Raw genomic sequence first — 16,341 nt, forward strand, 5'->3', positions numbered from 1 at the left:
AATTAAATTCTTTAAAAATCCACATGAAGAAAAAATTGAAGAAAAAAATTGGACAATTACACCTTTGGCTAGGGCTTGCTTCAGGTCTTATTTTGTTTATAGTAGCTTTGACAGGCAGTCTTTTAGTTTTCGAAAAAGAAATTGATCAGTTTATTAATCCAGAGTTTTATAATGTAACCACTGTTGGAACCCATAAAAAATCAATTGATGAATGTACAGCTGCCATTCAGAAGCGATATGCTATTGAAAAGATAAACCGAATCATAGTCTACAACGATCCTACCCGTACTATGATCATAATAGGAAAAGACAGCGAAGGAGACAGCCAGATTTTCTCTGTAGATCCTTACACAGGAAAAGTACTCGGAACTATCTCACAGGAAAGCCGATTTTTCTCTGTTGTTTTAAACATACACAGGCATTTACTGATGCATGACATTGGGGAAATCATTACCGGATGTTCCTGCCTGATATTTGTATTCATGTTGATTTCCGGTCTTGTTTTGTGGTGGCCTAAAAAAGCTAAAAACCTGAAACAGCGACTGACTGTAAAATGGAAAGCTTCTTTTAAAAGAGTCAACTGGGATTTTCATTCGACTTTTGGATTCTACACTTTTCTTTTTTTACTGATTATTGCCCTCACGGGATTGACATGGTCTTTTAAATGGTTTGAAAATGGCATATATTTCATTGCAAACGGTACTACAGAAAAACCATCTCCTAAAGTCGAAAACCCAACTAAAATTGATCCGCAATTGGACAAAACTGCTTTTTATCAAAACTTATATCGCAAAACTGACAGTATATTTCCATACAAAGGCAACATCCAAATCAGAATGCCTGCTGATACCATCAACAGTATTCTGATACTAAAAGAAAACTTAGAATTCAGTATCCCAAATCAGTCGGGTGCTATTTATTTTGACAAATATACCGGCAAAGATATCGAAATCAGACCTTATGAATCTTTCTCTAAAGGAGACAAACTAAAACGTCTCATGTACCCAATCCATACGGGAAGCTTTTATGGCTATCCAACTAAAATACTGGCTTTCATCGTCTGTCTATTTGCTGTAACCTTGCCTGTTACAGGGTTATTGATCTGGCTTGGGAAGAAAAAAAAAGAAAGGAAAAACTAATTTTAAATCATTTAAGATATTTTCAATTAAAAACGATCCAAAGCTTCGGAAGAATCCGGAGCTTTTATTTTTTACACTACCCAAGTATATTGTTTAGGATAAAAAAACCTAAATAAATTATATATTAGCTATGTCTTTAGCGCTTTCAATCAAGTTGCAACTTTATACAACAACTACATGACCAAAAAGAACCTGATTTTATTTGGATTTATAATTCTGAAATTCATTCTTCAATATGTTTTAATTAGTCCCGAATACGATTTACAACGTGACGAATATCTGCATCTCGATCAGGCAAATCATTTAGCATGGGGCTATTTATCAGTGCCTCCGGTAACATCGTGGTTTTCTTATATTATTCTGTTACTTGGAAATTCGGTTTTCTGGGTAAAGTTCTTCCCTGCCCTGTTTGGAGCCCTGACACTTTTGCTTGTCTGGAAAACTATCGAACTTTTAAAAGGAAATCTTTACGCTTTAATTCTTGGCTCTTTATGCATTTTGTTTTCATGTTTACTGCGTTTAAATATGCTTTATCAGCCAAATTCTTTTGATATTTTATGCTGGACTGCGGTTTATTATGTTTTAATACAATACCTGACTTCAGAAAATACAAAATGGCTTTATTTTGGCGGAGTGATTTTCGCTTTAGGTTTCCTGAATAAGTATAATATCCTGTTTTTATTACTCGGGTTAACTCCTGCTATTTTACTTTCTAAACAGCGAAAAATAGCAGCAAGAAAAGAATTTTATTTTGCTTTGCTTTTAGGATTAGTTTTAATTCTGCCTAATCTTTATTGGCAGTACAGCAATCATTTTCCAATTGTGCATCACATGAAGGAGTTAAAAGAAACGCAATTGGTTCATGTTGATCTGGGTGATTTTTTAAAAGAACAGATTCTATTTTTCATTGGCGGATTATTTGTGATTTTAGCCGGACTTTATGCCGTTTTATTTTACGGGCCTTTCAAAAAATACCAGTTCTTTTTCGCTTCATTTGTTTTCACCCTTTTAATTTTTATTTATTTCAAGGCAAAAGCGTATTACACTATTGGTTTATATCCCATTTACCTTGCTTTTGGAGCAGTTTATATCTCTGAAATGATAAATACCGGATGGAAACGTTATCTAAAACCAGTTTTTATCCTGATTACGTTATTGCTTTTTATTCCGATTTATCAAGTCGCTTTTCCAAATAAAAGTCCTGAATATATGGTTGCACATTCTGAACCCTACAAAAAACTGGGATTGCTTCGTTGGGAAGATGGAAAAGACCATCATTTGCCACAGGATTTTGCTGATATGCTTGGGTGGAAAGAATTGGCCAGAAAAACAGATTCTGTCTATGCTTTACTTCCAAACCAGAAAGAAACGATTGTGCTTTGCGATAATTACGGACAAGCCGGAGCCATTAATTATTATACTAAAAAAGGAATCAAAGCGGTTTCTTTTAATGCTGATTATCTGAATTGGTTTGATCTTAGCATTAAATACAAAAACCTGATTCGCGTTAAGGATTTTGAAGAAAACGACAAAGAAATGAAAGAAACTAGTCCGTATTTTGAATCGGCTACTATTGGCGGCCGGGTCACCAATAAATATGCCAGAGGATATGGCGCTACGATTTTTGTTTTCAGGAATGCAAAAGTTGATATCAATAAAAAATTAGAACAGGAAATCAAAGAAGAAAAAAGCGATATCATAAATGATTAATTTTAAAGACATATCTTATTTACAAACCGGAAATCCTAAACAGCAAGCCGCATTTACTCTTTTAACCCATCATAAAGTTTTGGAAAATCTTGCTGAATTTGAGCCTGTTTTGGTTGGCACAATTCCCCTAAATATTGATATTGAAAACAGCGATTTGGATATTCTCTGCCATTGGAAAAACAAAGCTGATTTTATTGAAAAGACAAAACAACTGTTCGGAAAAGAAAATCATTTTGCCATTCGGGAAGAGCTGATAAATAAGCAGGAATCTGTTATTGCTAACTTTTTTATCAACACTTTTGAAATCGAAATCTTCGGACAAAATACGCCAACAGAACTTCAAAACGGCTACAGACACATGCTAATTGAACACCAAATTCTAAATTCAAAAGGCGAAAACTTTCGATTGGAGGTCATTAGATTAAAAGAAAAAGGCTTAAAAACCGAACCTGCTTTTGGTTTGCTATTAGGCTTAAAAGGAAATGTTTACGAAGAATTATTAGATTATAGAATCTGAGAAAAAACATCTTTTTTTTAAATTTTAAAAAATAAAATCCTAAAATAAGTTGCATAACCGTATTTAGTGTGTATCTTTGCACCCGAAACATCGCGGGATAGAGCAGTAGGCAGCTCGTCGGGCTCATAACCCGAAGGTCACAGGTTCGAGTCCTGTTCCCGCTACTAAAAACAAAAAGCTTCAGAAAATCTGGAGCTTTTTGTTTTATAACAACTTCTATTCTTATCCGTTTTCCTATTATCGTGTTTAAAGTTAACCCGACGATATTTTATTCGGTTACAGGGATAATCTCTTCTGCTTTTTCAATCTTTTCAATGCCTCTTTCTCCCATAATCTGCCCGGCATCGAGCATTCTGATTAAATGGATATAGCACGTTACGAGATCATAATCAAACTCTTCTGTATGAGGAGACAATGAGATCTGGACGATTTCATAGAGAAAAAAAATAAACTCTTCGGGAGTTTTCTCTTCAAATGCGCTTTGGAATACCAAAAAAGGATTCGCGTATTCTTCTTTACTAAGTGAAGCCAGCTGCGTTATGGACTGATAATCACCCGAACTTTTCACCTTCCATTTTATGCTTTTCCTCTTTAAGCAATAACACACTTTGATAAAAGAGCATACAGCAGTGTAGAAAACAAAAATTTCGCATGGATTATCTTGTTTGTATATCTTGCTCTTGTGGCAATGCATGACCACATCACTCAACATCTGCTTGTAGTAATCGAGATGGGCAAAGTCAAAAAAAGAGTAAAGAGCTTCAAGTGGATTTTCTGCTTCATAGACTGCCCAAAAATTAGTTTCAAAGTACATTTTATTCTTTTTCATGGCGGGAAGATTTAAAATTCACAAACGAAGTTCGACTCTTTCAAAAGGATAAACTATTCGGGATTTGGATATAATATCTGACAGAAAAGATATTTTACAGGATATTTTTTTATCTTTGAAATTCACACTTTTTAATGCAGATGGCTTTATCTTTGCCCCTTTAGAAAACTAATACTCATTTATGGAACAGAAAATACATCAGGGAAGAAACGTAAAACGTTTTAGAGAAATGCTTAACATAAAACAGGAAGCATTGGCTTATAATCTGGGTGAAGACTGGAACCAAAAGAAAATTTCTATGCTGGAGCAAAAAGATGTTATTGAAGACAGTTTGCTGAAACAAATTTCTGCTGTATTGAAAATTCCTGTGGAAGCTTTTCAGAATTTTGATGAGGAACAGGCGATAAATATTATTTCTAATACTTTTCATGATGAAGCATTCATCGGTAATTCTGGTGGTACTTATAATGTTAATCCATTGCAAGAAATTTTAAAGCTTCACGAAGAAAAAATTGCTTTGTATGAGAGGATGTTGAAAGAGAAGGATGAAATGATGGTGAGGCTTGAAAAACTGATTAATAAATAATTATTCATAAAGATCTTTTAATTTTAGAAAGAGGCTGTCTCAAAAGTGGAGACAGCCTCTTTTTTTGTTTTTAGAACATTACTTAATCTGTTTTACTTTCAAAATCATGATGTGTACAATATAAAAAGTCTTTGAAATTTCACAAATAAATCAGGTATATATACTCATATGATTATACTGCCCTAATTGATATTTTTACTTTCGTGTATTTAATTTATTCATTATGGATTTCCGTAAAAATATTTAAAATTAAATCTTAATATTTGTTTTTATCAAAATGTCTAATTCTAATCTTAAGCAATGTACTATGAAACCACTAATACTTCAATACACAGAAAAACCTCTAGTTTATAGTTTTGACAATTCTTTAATTGAATATGATGATATTTTAAATCTTTCAGTCGATAAAATAACAAAAAGACCAGCAGTAAGTTTTTTAAATATGGGAACTGAAACTTTTACTAAAACTTACGATGAAGTATCTGATTCTGACACAGACAGAATTAGTTATATGATGGGCACCTCAACTCAAACTCATTATCAAACAGAAGGTTCTGATGATGATAAAGGTTACGGATCACATTAGCCTCCAAAAAATGATTCTAATTATAACTCATAAAGAAGATTATACAAGTGATTTTCTTATCGATAAACTAAACAATACAGGAATTAGCTATAAGAGACTTAACTGTGAGGATATTGATAAAACAAATTATTCGATTGATAACAATTTGAAATTTACTTTTGATAATGAATATTCATTTAAATCGGTTTGGTTTAGAAGAACGAAACTTCCATCAATTGAAAATGCAAAATTTTCAGAAAGAATATATATTCAAAACGAATATGAAACATTAATAAAAAATTTATTTTCAGTTATAGATGCCAAATGGGTTAGTGAACCATATTCAATCTACAGGGCTGAAAACAAATTATTGCAATTAAAATTGGCACGAGAAATAGGATTTAATATTCCAAAAACATTGGTTACAAATTCTAATATTGAATTAAAAAAATTTTACGAGCAGAATAATCAAGATATTATAATTAAACCTTTAGGTGTATCGAGAATTATTCAAGATGATTCTATCGCTTTTTTATTTACCAACCGTCTAAGAAAAGAACATATTGATTCAATTGAAAACTTTGATTTAACACCATGTCTCTTCCAAAACAGGATAGAAAAAGAATTTGAACTAAGAATTACTGTTGTTGGAGAAAATGTCTTTAGTGCAGGTGTTGATTCTCAAAGCAATATTGAAACTCAACTTGATTGGAGAAAATCTCAACTCAAATTTTTTAAGTATAAAATTCCAAACGATATTAAGAATAAATGTATTGAAATAGTTAAAAAACTAAATTTAAGATTTGGAGCTATAGATATTATAAAAGATGTAAACGGAAATTATATTTTTTTAGAAATTAACCCAAATGGTCAGTGGGCTTGGATTGAAACTCAAACACAATTACCAATTTCAGATGCAATAATAAACGAACTAATATGATTTGGTTAAAAAAGATTTTAATAAGCTTAGGAGTCAGCAAAATCCATTCTTTTCCACACCCCTATAATTATGTTATAAACGAATATGATTTATCTGATTCGTCTGATAAAGATAAAATTGAAGTTCACAGAGATTTTTTAAAATCATTAATAGATGAAGAGAATAATCGACAAAGTTCCATAGAAAATAAAACCTCTCAAATTATATCTCAAACAAGTATTATCTTCTCTCTCGTTGGGTTGTTTATACCTGTGATTATTGATAAATCAGGAGAAACAAATTTATTTTTAAGGATTTTAATAATTATCATGGTTGTAATTGCATTCATATTTTATTTTATATCAATTAGGAATGCATTAAAAAATTTTGATGTTATAAAGTTTAGATATGCAACACCATCTCCATTGAATGTATTTAATTTTAAAGCCAGAAGTGTTGAAGAATTTAACGCTGAACTTGTGCGGGACTATTTATATTGTATTAATAAAAACATTGTTTTAAATAACGTTAAAGCTACTAATTTACTTCATTCACATAATGCGTTTAAATTAGCTAATGCAACGACTGCAATTACTATAATTTGTTTATGCATTGGTATTTTCTTCATAAAAAATAAAGATGAAGTCATAAAAATAGAACAGCCAATAAAAATAGAAAAAATTGATTCAATAATTGACAAAATGAAACAAGTATATATACATGATACTATCGTTGTCCACGATACAATAGTTGTAAAAAGATAATAACGTAAATATTAAAAAACATAACCAGCACAAGCAAGCGAGATTAAATAAAAATATCGAATAATCAAAACTCAATATTATGGCAGATTTAGTAAAAAGGCAACACTTTGTTCCCCGTACTTATTTGAAACATTTCGCTGTTGAAAAGGGACAAGAATACATTATTTCTGTATTACCAAACAACGTAGAAACACCTGACAAAATTTTTGAAGCAAATATAAAGACTATTGCTGTTGAGAGAAATCTTTATACTTTGCCTGGAGAAACCATTGAACAAAAGATGGCTGTTGAAAAATTTTATTCTGATGAATTTGAGCAACACTATAACACGATTTATAACATATTAGTAGATTCCGAGAAAAGAGTAATCTCACAGGTTGAAAGAGAATTAATAATTTCAACTGTTGTAACAATGTATTATCGAACGACTAAATGGGTAAATGCCAGCAGAGGTTTGATGAGTCGCGTCTTTAATCAAGTTTTCCTTCTTTGTAAACAAACTGGTAAAGATTATTTTAAATTTGAAGGTGAAAAAATATCTATTGCAGGAAGAACATTAGAAGAATTTACTAAAGATTATAATGATGAAAGGCAACCTGGAATGATTCTTACTCAGTTAGAAACTGCATTAAAATTAATTCCTCTGAGACTAAAGAATGACGCTATTATGGTCGTAAAGCTAGACGAAGCCGATGAATTCATTACAAGCGATAATCCCGTTATAGCAAGTAATTTATCAGGGGAAAAATTCATGCCCTTCGATCCTCAAAATACGTTAAAACTACCTCTCGATAATAAACACATTTTAATGTTAATACCAGAAGGAATTGCTGGGCAAGAAAACTTAATTTTTAGAAAAACTAGTAAAGCCGCCTTTTCTACAATGGACAAACTAGTCGGAAATTTTCAACAAATGAATAATTCGGAAAAATTTGTTTTTGGTTCTAAAACAGCTTTAGAATCATATTTGAGAACCAAAAAAGAAACTGAAAGCCCTATCAATGACGAAGATAAAAAACTTGAATCACTAGCAGATTTTCTGAAAAGAATAGATGAATTAAAAAAGTAAGAGACTGTTTTTAATTTTTAGCAATATAACGAATTTTATAAAAAATTGGCGTTCCCCCATCTGCGAAGTGTTCATAAGCGTATAATTATGCTACGCAAAATAATTGCGTACTAACTTTCTACTTTTGAACTAATAAAAAATGCTAATAAATACAAATGATATGGAAATTCTAAAATAAACTTGGTGGTCTTAACCTAAAAATTATATCCTTTATTCATACAATTGAATCTAAAAACAATCACATATAAATTAAAAAAGATAGTATCTATTAATATACGTACGATTAAAACAAATTAAATATTATTCCTTAAATATTTACATGATTTAACTTTTACTAAATACATAAAAATAATTTGAAATGAAACTTAAAATTGAGAACTGGATTTCTGATAATAATTTTTCAGAAGATGTGAACGTGCTTTTCATCGATGCCGTAACCTGCTACAAGGCCGGTGCAAACCGGGCATCTTTACTTTTTTCCTATCTTGCTTTCCTGACTATCCTTAAAGAAAGAATAATCGGCGGTACTAAACCAAGCTTATTCCCTCAGGGTGAATGGGACAATTTAACTGCAAAACTACAAAATGAAAACCTTTGGGAAGCATTAGTTTTTGAATCCGTACTACGCCAAGAAAAAACTGATCAGACTACCAAAACAAGAACAAAAGATCCGATATTCAACATTAACGAAAACCTAAGACAGCAAATTAGATACTGGAAAGACAGAAGAAATGACTGCGCACATTATAAAGACAATATTATTGATAATTCGCACGTTGAGTCCTTCTGGTCTTTTATTGAGAGTAATTTATCCAAAATAACAATTGAAGGTGGCATGCAGTCACTTTTTAATAAAATCAGAAGTCATTTTAATCCTACAGTAACTCCTCCTGACAAAGATATAACTCCGCTTATCCAGCAGATTGAATTTTCAGTTGAAAGAACAAAATTACAAGAATTCTGGAATAAACTTTTAAATGACGGACCTTTCTCTTACAGCCTATCTTCAAACATACAAAAACTGATCAGCAGAAGTTTAGAGGTTAATAAAAGTTTTGTAAATACGCATCTAATTTCCATTATAAAAGAAAATAAATTCTATCTGAGAGAATTTTTATCTAACAATCCTGATAAGGTTTTAATGTTTAATTTTTCTGCGGAAGAGATCAGAGAATTTTGGATGACAGAATTAGATTCATGTAGCAATAAAGCAACATTACTTGCCTCTTTTTTAAGAAATGGTTTAATACCTACTAATGAAATAACTGAGGCGTTAAAATTATTAATATCCAATTTAAATGATTATCCGAATTCATACAACGATCACCATACTTTGAAAGAAAATGGATTCTTTAACATTTTCAAAGAAGAAATTATAGAGAACTCAAATTTTATTAGCCGAAAATCATATTTATGGGTAAATGGAAAAGCGGACATTATAGCAGGAGTAATAAAAAATTACCCTTCTGATGAAAATGTAATTATGAGGCTCGTTGAACATTACAATCAGCAAGATAATTCAAACTGGTTACTAGAAAGGTTTAATAGCATTTTTACACCGACTACTCCCTTAACTCTTGAATATAAAAATATCCTACAACAGAAAGGTGTCACAGTGCCTACGAAACTGCAAATCTATTTCTTATAAAATATCCAATTAAAAAGACCCGATTATACTAAAAATAATATGTTTTTTTTATAATTCAAACTGTACTAAATTTAGTCAAACAGTCATGAAAACGGTTCGTAATTTTAGTATTAGGGCTTCAAGAGTGTGTTCACGAGCGGGACGCTCGCCAGGGGAAATAAAAAAATTGACAGAAATATTTTCAGAATATAGACATAAACAAATTTTAATAATAGTTTTTAGAAGCCAATATAATTGATTCGAAAATTGCTTTAAACAGGTAAAAGTACGTGTGGTGTAATCATTTTTATCTTTATTTTTGATTTGTATTAACAATTATATTTTTCTGAACTTAAAGTAATTTATTGCAAAAAAATATTTATTAATTAAAAAAAAATAAAAATGGCGAAAGCATTTTTGTCCCATAGTAGTATAGATAAAAAAAGATATGTCTCAATTGTTCATAAATATCTAGGGCAGAGTAAATGTATCTATGATGAAGTATCCTTTGAAGAAGGAATGAAAAATTATGAGGAAATTTTGAGTGGCTTAGATAGATCAGACCTATTTGTTCTATTTATATCTAACGATTCATTGGATTCTGAATGGGTTCAGAAAGAAATTTTGAATAGCTATGACAAATTAAAAAAAGGAGAATTGCAACGAATTTTCCCCATTATTATAGATGAGAATATCACATATAAAGATCATAGAATTCCCGATTGGATGAGAAAAGAATACAATATTCAATATATCTCTCGCCCGAAATTAGCGGCTCGAAGAATAAATCAGAGGTTAATTGAGATTTCATGGCAATATCATCCATTAGTTAAGGAAAAGAATAATTTATTTGTAGGAAGAAATCAACAAATTTCTGAATTTGAAGAACGATTTGATTCCTTTGATTTAAATGCGCCAAATTGTGTTTTTGTTTGTGGGTTAGAGAAAATAGGACGTAAAAGTTTCAACAAGAAGGCTTTAATAAAGTGTTCAATTATTAAAGAATCTTACGAGTTCACAAAAATAAGTCTAGATATTAATGAAAGTATAGAAGATTTCATATTAAAACTTTATGATTTAGGATTTTCTGAAGAAATCGACATTAAAAATTTGATGTTTAAAACAATTGATGAAAAGCTTTCATTAATAAATCAATTATTAATCGATATTAACAAAGCCAAAGAAATTATTCAAGTCATAGATAATGGATGCATAGTTTCTCCATCAGGAGAACTTGCTGATTGGTTTGATAGTATTATAAATAGTTTCACAGAGCATGACGACTATCTTTACTTTAATATCATTTCAAAATATAGATTTTATAAGGCATACAATTTAAATAAAAAGATATATCATATCAATTTAAGCGAACTTGACCCCAAAGAAAGAATTGGACTTCTTAAAAGATATGCCAATTTATTTGAAATTGTATTAGATGAGGAAGCCATTGATATATTTAAAAACACATTACAAGGATTCCCCGAGCAAATTTTTTATTGTATAGATATTATTCGAGCACAGGGAATAAACTATCTCAAGGAAAATTCGTATTTAATTGTTGAATATAATACTGAAAAGGTAAAGGAACTTATAAAACAATATGAAGAAAATACAGAGTCTTTAAACTTACTTCTTTTATTATCAGAGTTTGATTTTATTAGTATAGATTTTCTAAACGAATTTATTTCACTTAGTGAAAATTACATAGGTCTAATAAAAGAATTTATCATAAATGGAATTTGCGAACACTTAGGTGCATCTAAAGAATATATTCGCTTGAATGATGGGATTAGGGATTATATTTCAAGAACCAGAACATCAATGCCACGAGAATTTAAAGATATTATTAAAAAGCATACTGAAGCATTTGTCAACTCCATAGAAGAGTCAGATAATGATTTATCTGAAGTCGTATATACAATCAGAAATTCCTTAAAAAATGGAATAGCTGTACCAAATGAATACTTAATACCGTCTCATTTTCTAAAGACTATTAATGAGTTGTACGATAAAGGAAAAAAATATCACACGATAATTGAATTAGCAGATAGGGTACTTGAAAATTCTAGTTTCATGGATAAACATATACTTAATGAAATTACTTATATGTTGTGCCTTTCTTTAGCAAGAATTGGTAGCAGTGATAGATTTTTTAAAGAAGTAGGAAACTTAAAAAAAGAAGATCGTTATTATTTGCTTGGCTTTTATTTCAGACTATCTGGTAACATAGGTCTTGCAAAAGAAAATATAGAAAAATTTTTAAATATCAAGAAAAACTCGATAAAAGGTAGAAGAGAGTTAGTGCAGATTTATATTGATATTGAAGATTTTGAAAATGCGTTTTCATACGCTAAGGAAATTTATGATTATGAAAAACTTAATCCATATAATATACTAGCTTACATTCGCTGCCTTTTTAAAGTCAAAACAGATAATTATAAATTGACAATTGAAGAATTAATTAATGATTTAAAATTAATTAACACAGACATATCTAATGAAATGTATTACAGCGTTAAAGCTGAATATATATCAACATTTGAAAATGATCGAGATACCGCTTTAGCTATAATTGATGAATGTATTGGTAGATTTCCAGATACTCCTTTTCCATTATTAACCAAAATTGAAATTTGTGAAAAATTTAGATTACCTGAGTTAATGGTTGAAACATTGCATAAGTTAAAAGCAAAGAATCCTAAAGCTAATACATATAATAATACCATAAATATACTAGAGGTTAAAAGTCTTGCCCTCTCAGGAAAATTGGGAGAATCTCTCAGATTGATAGATTCCAAATTAAAAAATAAATTGCCTAAAGAAAATATTGATAAGTTAATCGAAAAACTCAAGCAGTATTAAATTTCGATTTTGTTGTCAATGAACTACTTAAAGTACTCTGTGCCGTACTAAAAGAACTATACAGGTTATTAATAACAAATATGCTGAGTATTATCAAATTATAGAATACACCGCTTTTCAAGGAACTCTTCGGGGAGAGATTCATTTGCGACACTGTCCTAAAAAGTGCGTAAGTTTAAAAATAACGGGTTTGACTTTTTAATTAAAGTTGAACCCTTTTTTCAAATATAGTTAAGAACTGATTGAGTATTAATCCCCAATTATGGATTGGCATTGTCCATTTTTTGGTAGCTTCTCTTAAAGCCAAATATACAGATTTTAAAACTGCTTCATCGGTAGGGAATGATAATTTATTTTTGGTGTATTTTCTAATCTTACCGTTTAGATTTTCAATTAGTCAGTGATTAATTTGAATTTTACAGGCTGAAAAAATATATTGGAATTTTTCTCAAAATAAATTCCATTTTCTTTTTTATCTAATTTTACCTGATAATTATGAATTATGGTTGTTTGCGCAATCACATTTATCTGGTAAGTATCTCCAATTTTGTTTTCTTTTGCTATATCCTGAACAATACCATTGATCACAACCGATTTTGGAACAACAGCAGCGTCATTTAATTTAAAACTAACCACATATCCTCTCTCATTATTTCTGTTATAACTTTTATACGTTTGGTTTTTAATATCTAAAAGTTGTCGGGAACATGAAAAAAGAAAAAAAATCACGAAAGAAAATAATAAAAAGAAGGCTTTTGGAATACTATTTCTCATACTTTTGGCGTTTTATATCCACAAATTTAACGATTGAAAAAATAATGAAATTAAAATATATTGTTAAAACATTACTTATAGGATTGGTTTTTACAGCTTGCAGCAAGGATTCTGATGCTGATGAAACTACAGCTACCGAACCAGACGAGATTAACAACTTTGTCTGGAAGGCTATGAATTCCTGGTACTACTGGCAACCCAATGTTACCGATTTGTCTGACAGCAAAATCGCTTCTGCCACAGCATACAACAATTTCATTAACGGAAAAACTCCCGATGCGCTTTTTTATTCACTCCTATATCAAAGAGGAACTGTTGACCGATTCTCCTGGATTGAAAACAGTAATGAGATAGTGAATGCTTCAAAAATTGCAGAAGTCGAAAAAAAAGGTGGTTTTAGCTATGGAATTTACCCTAAAGACGCATCTAATACAAATGTAGTAGCTTTAATTGACTACATTGTACCTGGCTCACCAGCAGCTTTGGCGGGATTGAAAAGAGGCGATGTTATTACAAAAATAAATGGAAGCCAGCTTACTTCAAGTAATTATGACCAACTAGAAAATTCACAAGTCACCATTACTCTGGCAGCAAGTGTGAAATTTACAAACGGCAGCATGGTAACCACAGACAAAGCAGGAACGGTGACTGTAACAAAAGCTACTATTGATGAAAACCCGGTTGCTTATTACGAAAAGAAAGTATATGGCAGCAAAAATATTGGTTATTTGGTGTATAATGGTTTCAAGTCTGATTATAATGACGAACTCAATGCCGCTTTCGCTAAAATGAAATCGGATGGAATTAACGAATTGGTTTTAGATTTAAGATATAATGGAGGCGGTTCATTAGAAACAGCAGTTGCCCTGGCACAAATGATTAACGGAAGTTTTACCAACAAGCCTTATATTTACTTAGACTTCAATAATAAACACAATAGTGAAGATGGCTATGAAAATCTTTCTGAAAAAGTAAATATTTTTAATCTGGTTGATAACGAACCCACTTTTCAGAGAGAAGAAAGTATCAACAGCCTTGCTTTAACAAAAATATATGTGCTGGTAAGTTTTCAAACCGCTTCTGCCAGCGAGCTCACCATACAATGTCTTAAAAAATACATTAGCGTAATCACAATAGGCGAAGAAACGGTTGGTAAATTTGTAGGATCCAACACATTATACGATTCTCCTGCTTATAATTATACTTCCTATGCCAATCGAAGCACTAAACACAAATGGCAATTGCAACCCATTACCTTTTCCTATTATAACAAAGACAAAGACGCAAATCCATCGAAAATTACACCTGATTACGAAATTAATCCATATAGCGCTTTCTTAAATTTGGTTGAATTTGGAAACGTAAAAGATCCTTATTTGAATAAAGCTCTCGAATTAATTACAGGCCAAACCCTGCGAACTACAGCAAAAACCACCAATCCTTCTTTGTCCTTAAATATTAGTAATCTTGCTGCATTCAACCCTACAAATACTGCCAAAGGTTTGTATATCGAGGATTTTAAAAGGTTGAAAAAACAATAAATAGCAACGAAATTTATAAATTAAAATCTAAAGGCTGGCACGAGTGCAATGTTATTAAGTGAAGAGATTTTAGATTGAGTAGTAACTATTTTTGATTTCAGATTTGGTTTGACAAAATATTAGATTGTTGATACATCTGAAATCAAAAATCAGCAATCATTTAATCTTTGACTTAATGACATTGGGCGCAATTTTGCTCGTGAACGTACGATTGCCTATTATTTACCACTTTATATTACGGTCAATAAATTCAATGAGCTGTTTGGACATTGCTTCCTGTTCTTTTCTATCAGGATGGTTACCTCTTTCTTTATAAGGAAAAAATACGGTATATATTTTTTTATCGTGTAATTGATCAACGGCTTTTTGGATATAGCCGGGCCATTCTGAACCAGTCCTTGTAGCATCCATATTACCCAAGGCGCAAATTATACTCGCCGAAGGATATTTGCTTCTGACTGAACGAACAAAATTAGCATACGACTGAATTATAAAAGCTTCTGATGGTTTCTCTGTACCAAATCTGCGTTTAAACTGTTCATTTTCCGGTTTGTTTACGATCCAGGAATCATTCTGAAAAAGATTAATCACTACAATATCTGGTGTGTACTTTGTAAAATCCCATTTACTTAAAGAATCCAGCGGAGCAGTACGATTGTAGGTTTCAGGCATAATTTCAGGGAACCAGCTCACTGTAATTCCTATCCCGCTGCGGGCAATAACAGAAGGTTTAGCATTATAATGTCTGGCTGTTATTGCAGCATACGTATAATAATTGTTGAAGTCTTCAGGCATGCCAGAATCGTTCCCTCCTTCCGGCACATCTACACCGTGACCTGCTGTAATTGAGTTTCCATAGAATTCAATTTTTCTGGTACGCTTGTCAGGGTTTTTCAACACTTTTGTTTCCCCATAAAGCTCAAATCCATAAAATACATTTACTGATGTAGAATTTGATAGTTTGTATATTTCTAACGTATGGATACCCGGGCCAAGGTCTTTTGCTATCTTTATCGTTTTAAGGGTATTATCTGTTTCAAACTTAAAAGGCTTTTTATCGTCTTTATCGATTATAGCGTAAAAAAATGCTTTCTCTTTTAAAGACTTCATTTTTACTGAAACGCCTGATCCTTTAAAGGTAATCCCGGCTGTAGTACCAGGCCAGTAAAACATAGTAGAGTCTGCTGTAACATCTACCCTGCCCGTGTAATTGATTCTGGCATTATCAGGCTTTACAAATTCCTGTGAGTAAGAGTACGAAATGAAAGCAAATAATACTAATATGTGTAGCTTTTTTAAATTGATCATATTATAAAATTAAAAAATTAGGCCCTGTCGCATTTGCCAGAATTAAATATAAGATTTAAAAAAAAAAATTGAATATTAAAATGCTAATTTACAGAATGATTTAAAATATATTTATCCTTTGTTATGCTATT

At 31.1% G+C, this 16,341-nt stretch carries 15 protein-coding genes and 1 tRNA gene; 12 read left to right on the forward strand and 4 right to left on the reverse strand.

Annotated features, from left to right (window positions below; translation table 11 throughout):
- Nucleotides 1–23: 23 nt before the first annotated feature.
- From K8B81_RS15165 to K8B81_RS15180, 4 genes are all read left to right on the forward strand, one after another.
- The gene (locus K8B81_RS15165) at nucleotides 24–1,139 is read left to right on the forward strand and encodes a PepSY-associated TM helix domain-containing protein (protein WP_223682409.1); all 1,116 of its coding nucleotides are present in this window, start codon (nucleotides 24–26) and stop codon (nucleotides 1,137–1,139) included.
- Nucleotides 1,140–1,316: 177 nt separating this feature from the next.
- Nucleotides 1,317–2,849, forward strand: a complete 1,533-nt coding sequence (locus K8B81_RS15170; protein WP_223682410.1) for an ArnT family glycosyltransferase — start codon at nucleotides 1,317–1,319, stop codon at nucleotides 2,847–2,849.
- Nucleotides 2,842–3,366, forward strand: coding sequence for a DUF4269 domain-containing protein (locus K8B81_RS15175; RefSeq protein ID WP_223682411.1), 525 nt, complete (start codon nucleotides 2,842–2,844; stop codon nucleotides 3,364–3,366). Before K8B81_RS15170 ends, K8B81_RS15175 begins: the two co-directional genes overlap by 8 nt.
- Before the next feature lie 91 nt (nucleotides 3,367–3,457).
- Nucleotides 3,458–3,530, forward strand: a tRNA-Met gene (locus tag K8B81_RS15180).
- Nucleotides 3,531–3,634: 104 nt separating this feature from the next.
- Here K8B81_RS15180 and K8B81_RS15185 read toward each other — a convergent pair.
- Nucleotides 3,635–4,195 (reverse strand): hypothetical protein, encoded by a 561-nt coding sequence (locus tag K8B81_RS15185; protein ID WP_223682412.1) that lies wholly within the window; start codon nucleotides 4,193–4,195, stop codon nucleotides 3,635–3,637.
- A 181-nt stretch (nucleotides 4,196–4,376) separates the two neighbouring features.
- Between K8B81_RS15185 and K8B81_RS15190 the strand changes: the two genes are divergently transcribed.
- The 7 genes from K8B81_RS15190 (at nucleotide 4,377) to K8B81_RS15220 (ending at nucleotide 12,587) form a co-directional block, all read left to right on the forward strand.
- The gene (locus K8B81_RS15190; protein ID WP_223682413.1) at nucleotides 4,377–4,781 is read left to right on the forward strand and encodes a helix-turn-helix domain-containing protein; all 405 of its coding nucleotides are present in this window, start codon (nucleotides 4,377–4,379) and stop codon (nucleotides 4,779–4,781) included.
- A 307-nt stretch (nucleotides 4,782–5,088) separates the two neighbouring features.
- Entirely contained in the window at nucleotides 5,089–5,367 is a 279-nt protein-coding gene (locus K8B81_RS15195; protein WP_223682414.1) for a hypothetical protein, read from the forward strand.
- 10 nt (nucleotides 5,368–5,377) lie between these two features.
- Nucleotides 5,378–6,286, forward strand: coding sequence for a hypothetical protein (locus K8B81_RS15200; protein WP_223682415.1), 909 nt, complete (start codon nucleotides 5,378–5,380; stop codon nucleotides 6,284–6,286).
- Nucleotides 6,283–7,029 (forward strand): hypothetical protein, encoded by a 747-nt coding sequence (locus tag K8B81_RS15205; RefSeq protein WP_223682416.1) that lies wholly within the window; start codon nucleotides 6,283–6,285, stop codon nucleotides 7,027–7,029. Before K8B81_RS15200 ends, K8B81_RS15205 begins: the two co-directional genes overlap by 4 nt.
- Before the next feature lie 79 nt (nucleotides 7,030–7,108).
- Nucleotides 7,109–8,098, forward strand: a complete 990-nt coding sequence (locus K8B81_RS15210) for a DUF4238 domain-containing protein (RefSeq protein WP_223682417.1) — start codon at nucleotides 7,109–7,111, stop codon at nucleotides 8,096–8,098.
- Nucleotides 8,099–8,456: 358 nt separating this feature from the next.
- Complete coding sequence (locus tag K8B81_RS15215) at nucleotides 8,457–9,746, forward strand: hypothetical protein (protein ID WP_223682418.1); 1,290 nt, start codon at nucleotides 8,457–8,459, stop codon at nucleotides 9,744–9,746.
- A gap of 381 nt (nucleotides 9,747–10,127) precedes the next feature.
- Nucleotides 10,128–12,587: a toll/interleukin-1 receptor domain-containing protein gene (locus K8B81_RS15220; RefSeq protein WP_223682419.1), complete on the forward strand. Its 2,460-nt coding sequence runs from the start codon at nucleotides 10,128–10,130 to the stop codon at nucleotides 12,585–12,587.
- A gap of 202 nt (nucleotides 12,588–12,789) precedes the next feature.
- Here the strand turns inward: K8B81_RS15220 and K8B81_RS15225 are convergent, their stop codons facing one another.
- Nucleotides 12,790–12,981 (reverse strand): transposase, encoded by a 192-nt coding sequence (locus K8B81_RS15225; protein WP_394370723.1) that lies wholly within the window; start codon nucleotides 12,979–12,981, stop codon nucleotides 12,790–12,792.
- Nucleotides 12,981–13,361, reverse strand: a complete 381-nt coding sequence (locus tag K8B81_RS15230; RefSeq protein WP_223682420.1) for a hypothetical protein — start codon at nucleotides 13,359–13,361, stop codon at nucleotides 12,981–12,983. The genes K8B81_RS15225 and K8B81_RS15230 overlap by 1 nt, the downstream gene beginning before the upstream one ends.
- Before the next feature lie 44 nt (nucleotides 13,362–13,405).
- On the opposite strand from K8B81_RS15230, the gene K8B81_RS15235 reads away from it, so the two are divergent.
- Nucleotides 13,406–14,902 (forward strand): S41 family peptidase, encoded by a 1,497-nt coding sequence (locus tag K8B81_RS15235; RefSeq protein WP_223682421.1) that lies wholly within the window; start codon nucleotides 13,406–13,408, stop codon nucleotides 14,900–14,902.
- 222 nt (nucleotides 14,903–15,124) lie between these two features.
- Here the strand turns inward: K8B81_RS15235 and K8B81_RS15240 are convergent, their stop codons facing one another.
- Nucleotides 15,125–16,210 carry an SGNH/GDSL hydrolase family protein gene (locus K8B81_RS15240; RefSeq protein WP_223682422.1) on the reverse strand — a complete coding sequence of 362 codons (1,086 nt, stop codon included), beginning with the start codon at nucleotides 16,208–16,210 and terminating at the stop codon, nucleotides 15,125–15,127.
- Nucleotides 16,211–16,341: the final 131 nt, after the last annotated feature.

This window comes from Flavobacterium hibisci (genome assembly GCF_020026925.1).
Lineage (GTDB): Bacteria > Bacteroidota > Bacteroidia > Flavobacteriales > Flavobacteriaceae > Flavobacterium > Flavobacterium hibisci.